We start from the raw sequence: 18,371 nt of genomic DNA, 5'->3' as shown, positions 1-18,371 counted from the left end.
TTTTACAAGTATATCCCCGTCAGTGTCGTTGTTGCGGCCTCCGGGGCAGTGGGTTAACGTGACGGTTGACTGGGGCGATAACACGTCAAGCACTTGTAGCGGCAACGGGTACTGCGTGGCCAGTGCGTTATCCTCGATAAGGGCTGACTGTGGCTGGAACCCCGAGACGTGGCCAGCTATCTTACAATTCTCTTTTGAGTTCTAGTAACTACAGCGACTTGCTGAACCAGCTCTACGAGCGCGGCTACAACTTACAATTCTCTTTTGAGTTAGAGGGACAAGAGGATAGGCATAAAGGATTTCATCGCCTTAGCTGAATCACTTACAATTCTCTTTTGAGTTAGAGGATGGCTACAGGCTCAGAGAGGGGGCTAGCCCTGCCCGGGCGCTACAACTTACAATTCTCTTTTGAGTTAGAGATGAGTGGGCAGAAGAATTCATAGAGCTCATAAAGCGTATTGACACTTACAATTCTCTTTTGAGTTAGAGCCGCATCTATCTTGTAGGAGACAGGGACCTGGGCTTTTTGTTGGCTTACAATTCTCTTTTGAGTTAGAGCTAGAGCGAAGCTCCCTCCACTCAGCCAAGAGGCGGAGAGCATGCTCTCTTACAATTCTCTTTTGAGTTAGAGTTGAGCCACGTAAACGCGCCGCTGATAGCATCCTTTAGAGAGCCTTACAATTCTCTTTTGAGTTAGAGACGGGACAGACGTCAGCGGGGTAAACATAACCATAGTAGCCATCTTACAATTCTCTTTTGAGTTAGAGATGGTATAGATGCTTATTCGTTTTCCTCCGTTCCTCCAAACCCATTCTTACAATTCTCTTTTGAGTTAGAGACGCCATAGATCGTTACCGATCGCTGCTGAATCATACGCTTACAATTCTCTTTTGAGTTAGAGTGGTTTGTTCCCTTTTGGGATCCGAATAATTTTCCTTAAGGCACTGCTATTTATCTCCTTTGGAACACGGTCGGCTTATAAGGTGGTTGGTAATGAATATCTTACCCGTTTCCCCATTCTACTCTATGCGATAACGTTCTGATGGAAATGTATGGGTTTGAAACGTTGTTCCCAAGAAGCCTTACAACTCCACTAAGGACAGGTTCCAATGAGAAAAGAAAGAGGAATTTAAAGACGAAGAGGGTTGGGGTAAATACGCAATGCGAGAAAATGATCATGGTTATCTTTATTTCCGTGGGGTTTATGGGGTTTCGGCTGGTGTTGTGGCTTGTGTAGGCTTGTGGCTGGTGTTGCTAGGGGCAGTGGGTTAGGGCTTATTGCTGAGCTTGTGAGGCTCCTTCCTCTCGCTGCTAGTGATGATCACTACTTGCCTGCTATTACTGGTGGTGATGCTCGTCACTGCCATGGGTATGGGTTCTTTGTTGCACGGAGGATAAGGGGTTCTTGGTTCATGGCTTATGAGAGGTTTGATGCTGGCGGCGTTGGTGTCGGCGGGGAGGAGGCGTGTAGGGTTAATCTCCGTGCTCTCGGGGAGGCTGCGGAGCGTGTCGCCAAGCTAATCTCTTCGAGCGATACCGAGGAGGCCGTTGTGGTCTTCCATGCTCGTAGGGCTAGTCGGGGGGAGCCGCGCGGCACTACTCATGCTCATCCGTTTCTAGAGGTTGTAGAGTTCCCGAGTGAGCGCATAGACATCTATGTGGCGCATAACGGTGGGCTGTACAAGGACAAGCTGGGCGAAGAAGTGGGTGTTGTGACCCAGGCGTATACTGATACGCAGGTGTTCGCCATATTCTTGTCAAGGATGCTGTCACTCGGCTACGGTATAGGCGAGGCCGTGGAGAGGGCGAAGAAGTATACTAGGACAGCCCTAGACCTCGCAATAGCCACGGTATCGTCGCGCACCATGTCTCCGAGGCTCTACGTGCACGGCTACCTAGCCCCAGGCCTGGACGAGAAGAGGAGAAAATACTACGAGCCCCTGCTCGCCGAGGCAGAGGGGCTCGCAGCCTACGTCTCCTCAACCATAGCCGACCTAGCAAAGGAGAAAGGCCTAGAACTAGCAGTGAAGCCCTTCACCGGCCTACAAGAACTAAGACTTAGCCAATGATACTAGGCAATAGCTTGGCTCTTTTTTACTTCTTCTTTTTCGCTACGAGTATTGCGGCAGCTATCACCGCTATTACTGCCGCGGCCCCCGTTGCGAGTAGTATTGTCTTGTTGCTTGTCTGTCCCGGTGTTGTTGCTGCTGCAAAGCTGCTGCGTAGGAGCTTTACGTGCATCGTTGTGGTCACGTTGTTCTGTGTGTTGCTGGCTGTTGCTTCTATTAGCCAGCCTGTTTTCTTGTCGTATGTCGCTGTCACCGGGGTGTCCTGTGGCCCTGCGACCACCTTTCCGTCCGGTGGTAGCTTGGAGGGGTCTGCGTAGAATATTGGCTGTTTGGCCGGCTCCTTGTCGAAGGGCACGAACACTGTCTGCGTCTTCAGCGTCATGTTCTCCATGTGTTTCTCGAACTCTTTTGGCTCGACGCTGTAGGATACTATTCTCATCTCTGCCTTGAAGCCGGTCTCGTTCACATCCATTATGGTTATCTTCACGGTCTCGGTTACGCGTAGCCTCGTGGCCCCGAATACTAGTTGGAGCGGGGCCCCCTCCATCACCAGCTCAGTCTCGTATTCTGCCCAGTTGCCCTTCTTCGCCCAGTCGGGGGCGGCGTGGGCTTGGAGAATGAGCGCCGAGAGTAGGGATGCTGCGAATAGGGTGAGGACGGTGATTGCTGCTTGTTTCCTCACGGCGAATATTGCACCTTTTCCTGCTGTGCCCAGCGGCCTCTATATATTGGTTGTCTCCCGGGGGAGGTGTGTCAGCCTATGACTAGGCCCTCGTGTATCAGCCTGCCTTCCCGGAACCTTGTCGGGAGATACGGCTCCATGTCTGGGTGGACCTTGTCCTCAACCATGTTTATCGCTACGAGTTCTCCAGCATAGGGGGACATCATTAGCCCGTGGCCGCTGAACCCGGTGGCGACGTATAGCCCCTGTGGCCACTCGGGGTCCCTGCCGAGTATGTGGCTGTGGTCGGGGGATACGTTGTAGTGGCCGCTCCAAACCCTCATTAGGTCTAGTCTCGCCCACGGCACTAGCTTTTTCACGAACCTTGCCGTCGCGGCTATCCAGCGCAGCGAGACGCTCCCGAAATCCATTGTCTCGGGCTCGCCGGGCGCATACTTCATCGTGGCTATTATCTCTCCCTTGGGTGTCTGGCACACGTAGCTACCCGTCTCGAACTCCGTTACGAAGGGCTTCAGCGTGAACTTGTATGGCTCGGTCACGAATAGGCTCTTCCTCACCGGCTTGAGCGGCAGCTCTATCCTCATCCTCTCTAGGAGTGTCTTCGTCCAGATACCGGCCGCCACCAGGACCTTGTCGGCCTCTATTGTGCCGTGCCCCTTGACCCTCACCCCCTTCACTCTGCTGGCCTCAACTACTATTTCCTCGGCTTCCGTGAACGGCGCGATTATCACGCCCTTTGAGGCCGCGTAGGTAGCCTCGCCTATAATCATGTAGTCGTGGTGTACGCTGCCGTTCTGTGGCCCAAATGCTGCGCCAGCATAGCCCTCCGGGTTAAGCAGGGGGAACCTCTCCCTGACCTCCTCGACGCTCATGAACTCTACTGGGGCGCCTAGGGGCCTCCATATCTCCTCGTTCGTCCTCCGGAACGCTTCAAGGGTCTCTTCTCGCTGGAAGAGCCACAGGTAGCCCCCGAGGGTTATGACCGGGTTCACGCCGGTCACGTGGGGGAGTTCGAGGATCCTCTTCCTCGACTCTAGGGCGAACCTGGCGTTCTCCTTTGAGAAGAAGTGGATCCGGAACCTCCCAGCATTCCTCGTAGCAGAGCCCCTGCCAAGGTAGCCTCGCTCTAGCACCACTACGCGGTGGCTCTCCGAGTACCCGAGCCTGGCCATGGCGTAGGCGGTGGCTATGCCAGCGGCCCCGCCGCCAATAATGACTATGTCTGCCCTGTCTGGGAGCTTGTCCGCGAACCTTATCCTGGGCAACCCGTGCATAGTCTCCTCTCCACTCATGCCGTTTCACCACTCTAGGGGGATCCGCGCCAACAGGTCTAGGCTTGGCGCGGAGTGGGGTGGCCTCGCGCGGAAAACACCTATGCTTAAGGGATCCCTGCCGGATATCGCTGCCAGTATCATCGCCGTGCTCGCCGCCGAGAACCTTCCCTGGTCCGAGCCCGTGCCCAGGCCCGTGCTCCTCTTGAGCAGCTCCATAACCTGGTAGCCCTTAGTGAAGGCGGAGTAGGCGTGGTAGAGCAGAATATCCTCATCCATGTCCACGAACTGTAGCCCCTCCACCCTGCCGCTGAGCCACACCGGGGGCCGCGAGGCCGTAGCGCAGCCCTTCTCCGCTGAGGCGAGAGCCTCCCTCAGCAAGCCATAGTAGTGCTCGGCATCGGCCTCGCCGGCCGCGCCGAGCCACCTCGCCGCCAACACGGCAGCGTACTCCGCCGAGGCCTTCACCGCCTCCAAGTCCTCGTAACCAAGGACACTGCCCGCGGGGACCAGGCCCCCAACCGCCTCCATAGGGGTGCCTGGCTCCGGGGCCTCGGGGGCGAAGCGCCAACACCTCGCAAGGAACACTGGCCTGTAGCCAGCAGCGTAAACCGGATTAGCGTCAGGGTACTCGCCTAGAGCAGACAGGACCATGTCGGTCGCGATCTCCTCGCCTCCCCCCAGCACTAGGCCCTCGACCCGCTCCACGCCCAGGAAGCCCTCAACGGTGTCGGCTTCGACTAGCTCGGCCTTCTCCGGCTCCCCGGCGAGGCCGCCCCGCGGCGCCACGAGCCTCGTCTCAACACCCGTTTCGGCCAGCTTGTCGGCAACCCTTGGCGCCCAGTACCCATAGCCGAGCACGACTGCTCTCCGCGGGCGATAGCCTAGCTCGGAGACGATCTCTAGACCGTAGCTGGCCGAGACGATCCCCGGCAAGTCATTGTTAACAGTGACGGGCGGAGGAGTCTCCCCGCCACCAGCATAGATCACGGGGCCACGCGTCACGTAGAGTGTGTCGCCAGCTAGGAAGGCGTGTCCCTCGTCGTAGAACCCGATATAGCTGGCCTTGACTATGGGTATATCCTTTGCCTCTTCTAGCACCTTGTCGAGCCCGGGGTCCATGCCCCTGAAGAACCTGTAGAAGCCGCCAACCCTGCCACTGTTCTCGAACACTACAGCTCGGACGCCGAGGCCGCGGAGCCTCCGAGCAACGAGGAGCCCAGCAACACCAGCTCCAACAACAGCGACAGTGTCCTCGAGAACCTCTACCCTAAGCTCCTTCCCCTCCTCCACACCCGCCACTGTCCCGCCGGGCACCAGGGGCTCCAGCCCCATAATCGAGGCGGCAAGAGAGGCAGCAGTAAGCGGCAAAGACCTGGCCAGCCCGCCGTGCAGCGCCTCCGAGGCAACCATGGGCCACACGGAGGAGAGCACACTGCTCAACATGCTCCTGCGATAAATCTTGATACCGGTATCCTCCCCTAGAGGCACAGTGGCCTTGACGTAGTACTTGCCGGTATAGGCGCGGTTATTCGGGCACCAAGGCCGAGAACAATAAGGCCACCTTGGCCGATGAAAACGCGGACTACGATAAACCCCCGCGAAGCCGCCAACCCTGCCAAGAACAGCCTCGTCAACCCTCCTACCGCGCTCAACGGGGACAAACTCGGCCAACTCTACCCAACCACCCAGAAGAAGAGCAGGAAGACACCCAGTCTAGCAACAGTGAAGAGGAGAGTACAAAACACTAGCCCCAGACAAAACAACCACCACAAACAAAACACGCGTATGCATCGTGCTAGGCTTTAGCGTGTTCTATGAGCTGTCCCGGCTGCCTTCTCGAATACTAGGCAGCGGGATGCGGCTATAGCTTCGAGGCTATCAATGGCCCGAGCCATAGGGACATTGTTATTTTCATTCATTTATTTTATTAGTTCAACGGTTATGCCTAGAACATTGCGAATCCGTTCCTCATTTTCCTTGAAATCTGTGTCGGCTGTGAGGAGCGTGTCTACGGGTATGCCTTGCTCTCTTAGCGCCTTTATGTAGGCTAGGTGGAGTAGGTCCAGGGTTCTAAGCCTGAGCTTCTCAGACAACAATATGGAGTACGCTATGGGGCCGTAGAACCTGCCGAGCAGCGTCCTCGAGAACTTCTTTACGGGGACGTATCTCAGCCCGAACCTCTTCAATATGTAGAGGAGGACCGCGACAAAGGCCACGGACTCGTCTACGCCGAGCCTGCGCCTCACCTCCTCCAGTACGCCGCGCTGCCGTGAGAGAACACTCGCCAACTCAGCCGAGACAAGCTCAGAAACAATCTTGCCCACGGGGCGCTGAAGAGCCCTCCTAGCCCCATCCCTCCTGGGATCCAAGGGATCAAGAGCAGCCACGACAACACTCGTATCAACGTAGACCAGCGACAACTAGAGCCTCTCCCTCTCAGAGAGCAACTGCTCCAAAGCCCCCCGAAGCCTCACCGGTATATCACCCTCCTCCCTCTCAAGCTCAAACAGCTTCCCAACAGCCTCCGAAACCACTCTAGCCCGCAACACATGCCTCGCACCTATCCGTATAAGGTCCCTCAAAGCCTCACTCCTAGAACCATAAAGACCAAGCCTCACAAGCTCATCAACAAGCTCCAACAACTCCTCATCAAGCCTCACCGGCACAACCCTACTACCCATCCCCCAAGCACCACCAAGCCCACACGTATACGCACCCGTATACATATAGGTTTCCAAGAGGAAAGCCAAACCACCAACCCTACTACCCTCATTCCCGCATCTTCTCCAGCTCCCTGCTCAGCCTCCTCGAGATGTACTCGGATAGATCCAGTACGGGGTTCAGGTCGAAGGGCAGCACGAAGCCCGGCATCCCGGCGACAAACGCCTCGAGAGCCGCCTCCGGCACGCCTTCCCCAACCCCGTCGCCAGGCTCCAGGCTGAGCTCGTACACTCCCTCAGTTTCCGCCAGCACTTCTTCGAGGCCCATGTACAGCCTCGTCCTCTTAGCATACGATATGACCCGCCTAACAATCCTCTCAGCCCTCTCTGGCCCAAGCTCCTCCCATTCAGCCTCGCCGCCGGGGCCAATACTTGCATAAACCCTTATGCCTACGTGATGCGGGTCCTCGGCAGACGTCTGCGCCTCCAACACGAGACTACTGGGAGCATGCTCACCGCTGCCTGCAAAGCTTATCGAGAAGCCACGCGCATCCCTACAGCTACTCACTACAGTGTCCTCCTCGCCCTCCACGAGGCAAAACACGTCCTCCGGAACCATTACTCGCAGCAACCTCCTAAACCCGCGGAAGAACAGATACTCAAAGGCATCAACAAGCACGAGAGACGCCTGGAGAGAAGCACCATAGTCCTCAACACTCATACCGGGCACGGGAACAGGGAGACGCGAAGCAACATCATCGACACTAGCTCCAAGTACGCCAGCAATCCAGGCCAAGTGCTCACAAACAACCCCACTAACACAGCTACTCTTACGAGAAGAACCCATACCATATACACCTAGCAGCATAGAGAACCTAGTCAAGTCAAGGAGAGCTGCAATATCCCTAAAAACCTACTGTAAGGAAATACATTAAAGGAATATTTAGATGTGCTAACAATAGCTCTTTGTCATAGAAGTTTAGCTTAGCTATTATTAGTAGTTGCATCGGTGACACATCGGAGAGGGAATAACAGTATTGAGGCTTCTTTCTAGGGTTAAGCTATGACGCTGATAATACCCTCATGGTATTCTAGCCGCTTATGTATCACCTTGCATAGTATCAACGGTATTGACCATGATACTGGATTAGCTTTTCTGGTATTATTGAGTGTATCAGCTTACCTTGGATATGGTACTCCAGTAGTAGTTGTGGAGAGGAGAGGGGTTGAGCCAAGAGGCCCGTCTAAGAAGGGGTGTTGTGAGAACTGTTCGTCTAAGGCTAAAGTTTAATGGTAGAGAATACTATGCTTACGGCGTCTTTGAGGAAAATAGAGACTATATCTCTGTTGAGATTGAAAAAGTGGTACCTATTACCAATGGCGGTACTGGCTCAAAGCCCGTGGCTCGGGCCAAGCAGTTACAGCACTAGTGATCTACGTGGTTTCTATTTCTGTTACTTCGGCGATGTACCGTGTCTCTACTCTCTCCTCTACTATTCGTTTCCTTAACCGCTTGAAGCCTAGTTTTGAGAGAGGGTCGTGTATAGTTATGATCTTTGGCTTATCGCCGCACATGTTTAGAACAATGTATAGCCAATACTTGTCTCGATGTGCTTTTGCAAACTCATATTCTTTCTCGGTGAGCTCTACTATGGCTTTGTCGCCGCAGTGCGACTTAACCTCTATGTAGCGTAGCACCTCTCCGGTCTGTGGATCATAGGACTCTATGTCGTAGCTTCTTTCCTCGTGTACGTCTCTGGGCACCCTGCCGTGGTCAAGCTCGTACCTCATTACGACAGGTATAGCTTTTCTCTCTATTTGCTGTCTTCTCTCTAGCTCGTCCAGCGCTGCAATATCCTCTTTCAAAGCCCCCTGGCGCTCCTCACTGGCCTCACTTACTTTACGGGGTTCTCTAGGTGCACCACCTACGGGGCCGTGCTCAATAAGAACAATCTCGGACTCTAGTGGCTCAACCCTGATCCTTGTCCCGATGCTGGTTTCTTTCCCTGTTTTCTCTCCTATTAGTTTCCATAGTGCTTCGAGATTATCCCTCCTAAACGATATGCTTAGGCATTGTTGTACATGGTTTTGCGCTCTTAGGAGTAGTATGTTTTTCTCCAAAGGACTAATCCTTGCTTTATCCGCGTACTCTATTCCCTTCTCGGCTATCTCTACAAGCTTGTCTAAGAGCATGGGGCCCACTAGGATTGTGTAAGAGCTGCGCCCCTTACTAGAGTACATTATTCCGACGAGTTCTTCGTAGAGTAGGGCACCGTTGGGAGACTTCACTGCAACAGGGATGATTGCTAGCCGAGTGCCCGGCTCGAGGGCTGGGCTACGATAATAATGCTTGACTGTGCTGCCCTTCTTCGAGGCAAGCAGCCATGCTAGTGCCCCGCGCAGGCTCTTTACTGCATCATAGCTGTCCTTCGGCTCGTCCCTGCCAAGGAGGCGTTGCAGTATTTTTGCTTGCTTCTCTACTATCCTCATAGGAGGCTCTGGCGACCCTAGGCACATCTCTAGCCGCTTTTTCAGCGTTAGCGGCTCGATATACGATGGATAGATATTCTTCTCCTGGATCTCCTGCCTTAGCTTGTTTATCCTCTCCAATATCTTCTTGGCTATCGCGTCCAGGTTGTTTTCGAGAATAGCCCTCGCTATGCCTACTTCTCCCTCCTCTTCTAGCGCGTCTGCCACAGCATCGGAGCTTCCAGGTGCTCCTCCCCGATACAGCTTATCAATGCTATAGAATTCTCCCTCAGCATAGAGCTCAGCCTTGGCGCCGATTATTGGCCTTGATGTACCGGTGGCCTCATGTATGGCGAGGATCTTCGAGTACAGCTTCTCCACTAGAACATAGTCTATTGACGCGGATCTGAAGAGGCTATATATTTCCACCTCGTTGCGCTGCCCAAGCCTCCATATTCTTCCGATTCTCTGCTCGAGCTTGACAGGGCTCCACGGGACATCGTAGTTTATCAGCACGTTTGCATGCTGTAAGTTCAGCCCCTCGGACGCAACATCTGTTGCAAGGACGACGTCCAGGTCTCCGGCCTCCAGCTCGCTCTTAATGATCTCTATGTTTTGGCGACTACATGGCCCATAAGCAGCGCCACTAATACACCTTATCCTTAGCTCTCGTCCGCCGACACTCAGGCCTTTTAGACGCTCATACAAGTATTCGAGGGTATCACGGTACTCTGTGAAGACCACTACCCTGCGGCCCTCTGAGACATGTTTCTCAATAATGTCTACGAGGGCTTTGAGCTTGGACTCTCCGTCCTCCTCTATCTTTGCGGCGAGGCTAACAAGGCTCGCAAGCTCCTCTATATCCTTCCTCGTGAACAAGCCGGCCGCGGAGCCGAGGGCCTTTCTAAGCAGCTCCTCTGGCTCCTCACTCAACTCGGAGAAGTCTATTGAGAGAATTTGCCGCAATGACTCAACATCGGCGCCTTCCCCCAGCCTCTTGTTGAAATTCTCTATCAGTGTTGCCAGGGTCTTTCTCGCCGCGTAGACGCTGCTACTAGCCCTCTTCAAGAGCAAGGCTATGATCAAGCCCTTAGGGTTTCCTCGCTCCCATATCTCGGAGCCCCATTCGCTCACCTTCCTCTCAGCGAAGCCTCTCAGTATTTTCTCGAATTGCTGCTCCTCCCTGGACACGTTGATGATCACCGCATAGAAGTGCGCGGGCCGAAACACCTCTCTTTCTTCAAGCTCGTTTACCAGCTCCTTAGTCCTCCTATAGACCAGGGTTCCGTGCGTCTTCTTGTAGAACTCGTTGTTGTCGAGTATGCTTACGAGCTGCCTTACATCCTCCAGTGCTATCTCCGGTACGAGGAGCATTAGCCTAGCTATGTAGTCTCTCGACTTCCCCCGGTGCGGCGTAGCCGACAACAAGATCACGGATCTATGAGGAGGCCTCGTGAGCCTGAATACTAGCTGGTAGGACTTGTTTGGCGACTGGAAGCTGGGTCCAACCCCGACATTATGCACCTCGTCAACGACTACTACGTCCCAGTCTACATTAACCAGCCTATCGGCATAGTTTCTCAGCCTGAGAAGCTGGATACTGCCAATATAGTAGCCCGGCGGCCAACCCTTCTGCTCCACCCAGTCAAGATCTTCTCCCGAGCGGAGCATGTAGATTCTAGCATGGCTAATAGACGCCCTTGAAACCAGTTCGTCGAACCATTGCTCAACGAGTATCCGGGGGACCAGGATCAGTGCCCTAAACTCGTCGCGCCCTTCCCTCGTGGCTGCTTTCCTCCTAGCCTCGAGTAGTCTCAGCGTGAGAGCCGCTTGCGCCGTTTTGCCGAGCCCAACCTCGTCGCCAATCAGTACCCGTACCACCGGTCTAGAGGCGTTATCTCGAAGGACTACGACTTGGTGAGAGTACGGCACATATGGCCGCGTAGCAGGGGTTGAGAACACGTAGATAGGGTGCCAGCTCAGAAGCTTCGAGAGCGCCAAGTAGAGGAGGCCCGCCCCTGCCTCGTTCAGCAAGAGCGATTTCACCTTGCCAAGCGGTATAGTATCTTGAAGCTCCGGGCAGGCCTATACATGCCCCGCCTACCGCTGCCCCGGTATCCCTGGGAGAACTTGTTGGCCCAGAATCTCAGCTCTAAGAGCTCCAGCTCGTCGGCTACTCGGCGCAGCTGGGAGAGTCTGCCACTGCTCCGCAGCGTCTGCGCAACACCATAGAGTATGATTGCTTCGAGAAAAGCCGTCATGCTTCCAGTCTTCCACTTGTTGGGCCCAGTCTCTTCGAACCCGAGTTCGCGGAGCCATGTAAGCGTCTGCGGCCACGCCAGGGTTGCAGCGGCAACAATGCTGCCACCCTCAACGAAGAATAGTACTTGTTTCCCACGCCTCCTCCTAAGCTCGATAATGTACTCCTTCACTGGCTCGTGCTCCATCCCCTCATTACCTCCTAATCCTCGCCTTGCATACGACGCCCGCCGGGATAGGGGAGATAAGCCGCTTAAGCAGTGCCCTGTCCGGGTAGTTTGAGCCGAAAGATATGTCAAGTTCTATCCTTGGGGGCTCACCGCTGCCCTGCCCTACTATGTTCACGATGTTCTGTGCAAGCATGTACACTATGCCGAGTTCGCGGGGCTCCTCGATCTTTAGTAACACTCCTCCGGCACTGAGGGTGCCAGTTGCGACAGCCTGGCCTACTGCCTCCGCAATATTCTCCACGATGATTGAGGCGTTGCCCCATTCCCCGCTAATCCTTAGCCCAGTAACGATGCCAGGCGCCTCGTCGAGCCTCGTGCACTCAACCTCCTCTTCACGCCCCTTCACCGTCACCTCTATACTGGCCCTGTCTTCGTCTCCGCGCTCCGGTATAGCCGTAATGGCTACCGTGTAACTGCCTTGCCGGAGGGCCCTGATCCTTATCTCTGCCTCCTCGCCTACCCGTAGCTCTGTTTTTGAGACTTCTATTTCTAGGCCGTCAAGCTTGTCTATGCTTAGCCTTACCCTGCCCGGGTCAAGCTCACCGATGGACTCGACGGAAGCCTTGACTGTGTACTCCTCGCCCTCGTCGATGGAGATCTTCTCGGTGGAGAGGATTAGCCTTATACCCGGCCTCCTCGCCGCCTCGGTTATGCAGTACTTCGCCTCAAACACTACGTCGGGGCTAGGGCCTACCTCGCTTACGAACTCTCTGAGGCTGATCACCTGGTTGTAGAGGGAGACCTTCACGCTGCGAACGAGCACGCTCCCATCAGGGCGCTGCTCAACGCCCTCCAGGCTGGCCAGGTAGTCTAGCAGCTTCTTTGCCGTCTCCTCTGTCGCCCGCCCCGGCTCCGCGAGCACAACCGTATCGTCGTCGCCCAGCTCGCTAACCAGGAGTGGTTCACCGGAGTCACAGTCCCCCTGCAGGATTCCAGCATAGTAAATTCGCTTACCCTGGCGCGTAACCCGCTCGACGAGCAGCCTGCCGCCCCGATGCCCCTCTAGCAGAGCGTTTATCACGGCTCTACGCGTAGCCATGGGCAGCGAGGGGTCTATTCTGAACATTGATACTACTTCGCGGACGCTTCGCGGAGTACTGAGGGAATTAGCGGTCTCCTCAAGCTTCTCGACGAGATACTCGAAGCTCATCTCGAACAAGGCCTTCCCAAGGGATTCCAGCGCTCTCTCGGCCTTCTGGGCAAGCGAGACAGCGGTCACGCCCAGCCTTGACGCGTCAACCTTCCTGACACCAGCTTCTCCGGGATAGTATATTGTGTCGAAGCCGTTGAACAATATGTTGTAGAGTTCCGAGACGTTGAACTCCCTTACATCACGTATAAGTGACAGCTGGATGCTTCTTATAACGGATCTCATAGATGACGGGACTCCTTGGAGGCCTTGGATTATTGAGCCCAGCTCTCTCTCCACCACGTTTGCCGCCCGCACCTTTGCATATGTATCGATTATAGCGTTCTCTAGCTCGGCTGGGTCCCGCGGAGCGAGCACAACTACGGTGTTGCGGTAGACTCTCTCTGCCAACCTCCCGCCCTTCACGCTATGCGTCACTATCTTCTCAAACCCTTGCTCCGGTGGGTGAAGGGCGACGACGAGCTTATACCTCTCATCATCCGGCACATCCTCCGGCTTAGCAGTCACAAATGTGTCGTAGTGCTCGAAGAGCCTCATCTTGATCCTGCCGCCAAGCCTCCGGTCCCTGAACTGTCTCGAGACCAGGCCGCGCAAGTAGTCGTCGCTAGCCACGACCTCCTCTACGAGCCTAGGCCCCTCCATCCTCGCTATCTGCTTCGCCCTCTCCTCTATCATCTGTATGACGTTCGGAACGTTCCAGAACCAAAACCTCTCCCCATCGGTCCACAAGTAGTAGAGATTACGCCTCAGAGTGTCAACAGCCTCCGGTATATCGCTCGGCATCCAGTGATTCTCGGCGAACAGTGCTGGGTCGTAGACCAGCTGGGCTATCTTGTCCCTCGTCGGGAACTGTGGTAGCGGCTTCGGGGCTTGGAAGGTATAGGTGAGCACGAACACGGCGGTGGCCGCCATCTTGGCTAGAGGCGCCTTGTCGCCCAGAGTCTTCCGTATTTTCTTCATGTTGTTCTTGAGGTCTGCATCAACAACCATTTTGTAGGCATCGAACCCCTGCAGTATGATTGAGAGCTCTGACACAGTAGGGTCAATGTGCCACGCCATAACCATGTCTTCTCGCAGTTCCTTCTTCTCCCACCTTGAGTGTAGCTGCCTTGCAATAATCCTCGCTATCCTTATAGCGTCTCTCGTTTTCTGGAGCTTATCGTTCCTCTCAATGATAGTCCTCAGCGCCTCTATGAAGCCAGGGTGTAGAGGATACATGTAGCGGAGTTCCTCGGCGTAGCGGGTATCGTCGCCGAACACGTCTTTCTCGGAGCGATAGACGTTCTCCAGCTCAAGGGACAGCCTCTTGGCGTAGTCGTCTTCCACTTTCCTAAATAGTCGGCGCTTGATAATCCTCCAGAACTCCGCGGAGCTGACGGGCTCAAGCGGCGCAGAGCCTACACGCATAGCGGCGCGCGTTATTTTTTGGAGAGCCTGCTCAACTGTCCTTCCCTGATACCTACTCTCAAGCACAAGCGTGCCTCCGCGCTCCTCGCCTGGCAGGGTAAACACTATTGCCGTGTCCACGCTCCTAGCAGCGCTGAACAAGTTGTCGAAGAAGGAGACAACCTGGTTAGCATAGTTGCGGTCTACTTCGCTGCTGCTTTCAAGGAGGCTGGCGAGCCTGTCTGCAACCTCATCCGCCAGCACAAGGACACGCTTGCCCGCAAGTATTTTCTCAAGCCTATCAATAGCCGGCGCCCGCACATGCTCATCATCTATCCTTATCTCATTATAGCGGCCAAGGAGCGCCGCCAAGTACCCCCATAGTGTTTTGACGCGGACACCGTTTACCTCTACAGGGTGGGAAGGATCGGGGAAGAGCCTCTCATACTTCCCGCTAATAACCACGACACTTATGTCTCCAAGCCCCCGTAGGCGCTCGACGAGCCTTCTCCCCCTCTCAACGAACTGTACGCGGTCACCGCTATACGTCTCGGCGGACTCCTTGACCGACTCTAGGAGGGCATCGGGGTCGCGGAGGGCGTGGTAAATCGTTATCAGTGTATGCGTCTTACCTCCGCCGAAGAAGCTGTAGAGGAGGAAGACCTTGTTACCCGTACCGCTCAGCGCGTCGACGACACCTTCTAGCACGGAGAGCATGTTATCGGTTACGAGTGTGCGGCTAAAGAATTCTCGTGGATCACTGTAGATACGGTAGATTTCTCCCCTGCGGAACAAGTAGTCTAGCTCCGGGGCCTGGTGCTCGTCAAGCCTCTTGTCGAGAACATCGCTCCAGAGCACAGCGTGCTCAAATATAGGCATAAAGAGTAATCCCTCCCCTGGCAACAAGGGCCACGTATAAGGATAATAAAGATGATCTCCGCAGACAAACAGAAACACTTCAAAACCAGAGGCAATGCACTCTTTACCAGTGGTGTCAGCTTGCCAGAAAACAGTACAAGCAATAACGACACAAGGCTTATCGAGAGCCCCCGCATCTACACCGAGCAAATACCTCTCCAAGGCCGCCTAGCCCAGAAAATAGGGGCTAGGCGCGCCAACATAGTCCGCATAGTCAACGAGTACAGCTTGAGCGAGAAGTCCGGAGGCGGGCGCCCCGACTACTGGGAAATGGTTTTCTGGTGGACTCGGAAACCCCTCGTCGGAGCACGCTTCGTCATAGCGGCGAGCCTCCTACCCGAAAACACCGACATAAGGAGCCTCGCCAAGGCCCTCCGCCTCCTAGAAGACAAGTCCCCCCACAGCCTTAACCCAGACCTCAACCAGCTAGGAAAAAGGGAACTCATAGAGAGAATAAGGTCGGCCAAGCTACTAGACCCCTTCGCGGGCTTCGGCTCCATACCCCTAGAGGCAATCCGCCTAGGCGTCTCAGAGGCAGTAGCAGTAGAGCTCCTCCCCACAGCCTACGTGTTCCTCAAAGCAGTACTCGAGTACCCAGTCCTCTTCGGAAAACACCGCGTAACAGTAAAGCACGACGAGCTAAAAGAGCTAAGCGACATACTGGACATTGGCTCCCTCAAGAGGAAAGGCCTAGCACGAGAAACACCCAGCGGAGTAGAACTACCAGCACTACTATACGACGTAGCCCGGTGGGGAAAATGGATAGTAGACCGGCTGCGCGAAGACCCCGACATAAAAGAGCTATACGACGATGACGTAGCAGTCTACATAGGCACATGGGAGATCAAGTGCCCACACAGCGGCAAGTACAGCCCAATGATAGGCAACTACTGGCTAGCACGCACGAGACAGGGCAACCGCTACCAGAGACTAGTATACATGCAGCCAAAAGTAAACAACAACGGCGAAGTAGAAATCGAGATCATAGACCTAAACAAGATGGGGAAAGACGTCACAAGAGCAACAATAAACGGCAACACTATAAGAATAGGCAACGAGACCTACAACGTACCCGAGCCAAACATAGCGCCACGCAGCAACACCGCCACCTGCATACAGGACCGCCGCCCCCTAGGCTACATAGACCCCGAAACCGGGAAAACATACACGACAAAAGAACAAGCACCACAAATGATACGCAAGAGACTAGAATGGTACCCAAAATGGGCAATAAAGCAATGGAACAAGCTACTAGAAGACTACCTAGAAGGCAAAATAAGCTTAGACGAGCTAAGAAACGCACCAGCCAGGCCACGACTACTAGCCAAAGCAAAGATAGTCAACGGAGACCTAGACTTCCAGCCAGCAACACAGCAAGACACCGAGAAACTATGGAAAGCGCTAGAGAAACTCAAGCAGATATGCGGAGACCCAGACATACCAACAGAACCACTCTGGACGTATACATCCGGAACAGCAGGAAACCTCAGCATAATAACATGGGGCTTTAACAAATTCTACAAGCTCTTCAATCCACGCCAGCTTCTAGCCCTAGTTAAGCTTGCTAAACTGATACGGAAGGCAGGCAAAAAAACTGAAGAGATGAAGCTAAGAGAAGGATGGAGTGAGAAGGAGGCGTTCAGATACGCAGAGGCAGTAACAACGTATTTAGCAATAGCATTAATTGAACATGCAAGGTATAATGCTATTGTTACTTCGTGGAATCCTACTTCGTGGGCAGAAAGTAAAATCCGTGATGCCTTATCGTTTAGAGGAATAGCTATGGTCTGGAATTTTGTGGAGGTTCCTGTATCTATTTCAAAATCGGGAAAAACTATAATGTATAGCTATAGTTGGTCTATGAGAATAGAGACTAATAGCCTTAAATATCTTATCTTTGTTACCTCTCCTAATAGTCTTAGCTATACTAAAGTCCTACTTGACGATACAACTACTTTAAGTAAGCTTGGTGTAGAGAGATTCAGTACCATTGTTACTGATCCGCCGTATTATGATGATGTTCCGTATAGTGAGCTTAGTGATTTCTATTATGTTTGGCTTAAGAGGGCTCTTAGTGATGTTAAGGGTGGTAGGCTTGTTCCGAGGTTTGTTGCGGATGCCTTCTTTCGCCGTGTTGGTGGTGCGTGGTTTGAGCGTAGGACTCAGTGGGAGGAGGTTGCTCGTCGCGAGATTAGTGTGAATCTTGGCCGTCTTGGCAATGCTAGTTTAGAGGATGCTGTTAAGTGGTTTGAGGAGCGGCTCGGCCAGGCTTTTAGAACTATGTCTGGCTTTCTCGGGGAGAACGGTATTATTGTGACTTATTATAACCATACAAGTGTTGATGCTTGGGCTTCTCTTCTGCGAGCTGGCTGGGAGCTTGGTGGCCTTAGGGTTTCTAGTGCTGTGCCTCTCGTGACTGAGTCTGGTACCCGTGTTACTGCTCGTGGCAAGATAAGGCTTGACACTAGTATTGTTGTTGCTTGGAGGAAGAGAGAGGATAGTAGGCGTTGTGATGCTGCGGCTGTTGAGGCTGAGGCGCTTGAGAGGGCTAGGAGCTTTGCATTGAAGATTGTCCGGGAGGGCGGCGTTGTTGGCTACGACTTGTTGTTTGCTGCTCTTGGTGCCGCGTTGTCTGTTCTTACTCGTTGCGAGAAAATAATCCATCCGAAGGGCGTTCTTGATTCTCGTGGCGTGGCTGATCTTGCTTACAGGGTTGCTGGCCGCGCTGTTGCCGAGGCGCTCTCCGGTGTTGGCGGCGCTGTTGTGTCGTCGGCTCCGGCCAGGTTCTACTTAGTCGCTAGGACACTGTTCTCCGAGGCCGGAGACATAAGGCTTGATGGCCAGTCTATGGGGTTGCTCGGAATAGCGCTAGGAATAACCGATTACCAGGACCTCGTGCGGTCTCGCCTCGTCGCCAGGGCTAGGGACGCGTTCGTGCTACACTATCCGCGTGATGCTCGTAGCGCCGCGGATCTCGAGAGGCTGCTAAGGGAGCGTGGGCTTGAGCGCGACCCGGAGAGAGCTATTGCCCGGAGCAGCGTGGATATTCTCCACCTACTATACTATGGCGCCGCGCGTGGCACCCTCGAAACCTATAAGCAGGTTCTTCGAACGAGGTATCCTGGTCTCTATGACGAGGCCCTAGGAATAGCAAAGGTTCTCTGCAAGCTGCTGCCAGAAGACGACGCGGAGAAGAATCTGGCTTGTAGAGTTGTTAGCGAGAAGGGTGGCGCACTAGACACGTGGCTAAAGAAATAACGATAGGAGAATAAGG

At 54.2% G+C, this 18,371-nt stretch carries 12 protein-coding genes and 1 CRISPR repeat array; of the genes, 3 read left to right on the top strand and 9 right to left on the bottom strand.

Annotated elements, in window-relative coordinates:
• Nucleotides 1–180: 180 nt before the first annotated feature.
• Nucleotides 181–901: direct repeats of the CRISPR family, unit length 25 nt; unit sequence CTTACAATTCTCTTTTGAGTTAGAG.
• Between the two features lie 328 nt (nucleotides 902–1,229).
• On the top strand, nucleotides 1,230–2,069 hold the full coding sequence (locus SBG41_RS03645; protein WP_317896192.1) for a hypothetical protein: 840 nt from the start codon (nucleotides 1,230–1,232) through the stop codon (nucleotides 2,067–2,069).
• A 25-nt stretch (nucleotides 2,070–2,094) separates the two neighbouring features.
• Here SBG41_RS03645 and SBG41_RS03640 read toward each other — a convergent pair whose 3' ends face one another.
• The 6 genes from SBG41_RS03640 to SBG41_RS03615 form a co-directional block, all read right to left on the bottom strand.
• A complete protein-coding gene (locus SBG41_RS03640; protein ID WP_317896191.1) occupies nucleotides 2,095–2,751 on the bottom strand; it encodes a hypothetical protein in 657 nt (218 codons plus the stop codon).
• A 71-nt stretch (nucleotides 2,752–2,822) separates the two neighbouring features.
• Complete coding sequence (locus SBG41_RS03635; protein ID WP_317896190.1) at nucleotides 2,823–4,043, bottom strand: NAD(P)/FAD-dependent oxidoreductase; 1,221 nt, start codon at nucleotides 4,041–4,043, stop codon at nucleotides 2,823–2,825.
• Between the two features lie 6 nt (nucleotides 4,044–4,049).
• Nucleotides 4,050–5,696, bottom strand: coding sequence for an NAD(P)-binding protein (locus tag SBG41_RS03630; protein ID WP_317896189.1), 1,647 nt, complete (start codon nucleotides 5,694–5,696; stop codon nucleotides 4,050–4,052).
• Nucleotides 5,697–5,944: 248 nt separating this feature from the next.
• Nucleotides 5,945–6,445, bottom strand: coding sequence for a type II toxin-antitoxin system VapC family toxin (locus SBG41_RS03625; RefSeq protein WP_317896188.1), 501 nt, complete (start codon nucleotides 6,443–6,445; stop codon nucleotides 5,945–5,947).
• The gene (locus SBG41_RS03620) at nucleotides 6,446–6,775 is read right to left on the bottom strand and encodes a ribbon-helix-helix protein, CopG family (protein ID WP_317896187.1); all 330 of its coding nucleotides are present in this window, start codon (nucleotides 6,773–6,775) and stop codon (nucleotides 6,446–6,448) included. It abuts the gene before it with no gap.
• A 19-nt stretch (nucleotides 6,776–6,794) separates the two neighbouring features.
• Nucleotides 6,795–7,532 (bottom strand): hypothetical protein, encoded by a 738-nt coding sequence (locus SBG41_RS03615; RefSeq protein WP_317896186.1) that lies wholly within the window; start codon nucleotides 7,530–7,532, stop codon nucleotides 6,795–6,797.
• 379 nt (nucleotides 7,533–7,911) lie between these two features.
• Here SBG41_RS03615 and SBG41_RS03610 point away from each other — a divergent pair, with 379 nt between their 5' ends.
• The gene (locus SBG41_RS03610; protein ID WP_317896185.1) at nucleotides 7,912–8,115 is read left to right on the top strand and encodes a hypothetical protein; all 204 of its coding nucleotides are present in this window, start codon (nucleotides 7,912–7,914) and stop codon (nucleotides 8,113–8,115) included.
• 4 nt (nucleotides 8,116–8,119) lie between these two features.
• On the opposite strand, the gene SBG41_RS03605 is transcribed toward SBG41_RS03610, so the two are convergent.
• Genes SBG41_RS03605 through SBG41_RS03595 form a run of 3 tightly spaced genes read right to left on the bottom strand, consistent with a single transcriptional unit; the run spans nucleotide 8,120 to nucleotide 15,058 of the window.
• Nucleotides 8,120–11,188 (bottom strand): helicase-related protein, encoded by a 3,069-nt coding sequence (locus SBG41_RS03605; RefSeq protein ID WP_317896184.1) that lies wholly within the window; start codon nucleotides 11,186–11,188, stop codon nucleotides 8,120–8,122.
• 8 nt (nucleotides 11,189–11,196) lie between these two features.
• Complete coding sequence (locus tag SBG41_RS03600; RefSeq protein WP_317896183.1) at nucleotides 11,197–11,601, bottom strand: hypothetical protein; 405 nt, start codon at nucleotides 11,599–11,601, stop codon at nucleotides 11,197–11,199.
• Between the two features lie 7 nt (nucleotides 11,602–11,608).
• On the bottom strand, nucleotides 11,609–15,058 hold the full coding sequence (locus SBG41_RS03595; RefSeq protein WP_317896182.1) for a DUF499 domain-containing protein: 3,450 nt from the start codon (nucleotides 15,056–15,058) through the stop codon (nucleotides 11,609–11,611).
• Between the two features lie 219 nt (nucleotides 15,059–15,277).
• Between SBG41_RS03595 and SBG41_RS03590 the strand changes: the two genes are divergently transcribed.
• Nucleotides 15,278–18,355 (top strand): DUF1156 domain-containing protein, encoded by a 3,078-nt coding sequence (locus SBG41_RS03590; RefSeq protein WP_450088470.1) that lies wholly within the window; start codon nucleotides 15,278–15,280, stop codon nucleotides 18,353–18,355.
• Nucleotides 18,356–18,371: the final 16 nt, after the last annotated feature.

It is taken from the genome of Pyrofollis japonicus, from assembly GCF_033097485.1.
Taxonomy (GTDB): domain Archaea; phylum Thermoproteota; class Thermoprotei_A; order Sulfolobales; family Pyrodictiaceae; genus Pyrofollis; species Pyrofollis japonicus.
Note: the sequence above shows the minus strand (reverse complement) of the source record. Positions and strands in the feature narration are given on the sequence as shown.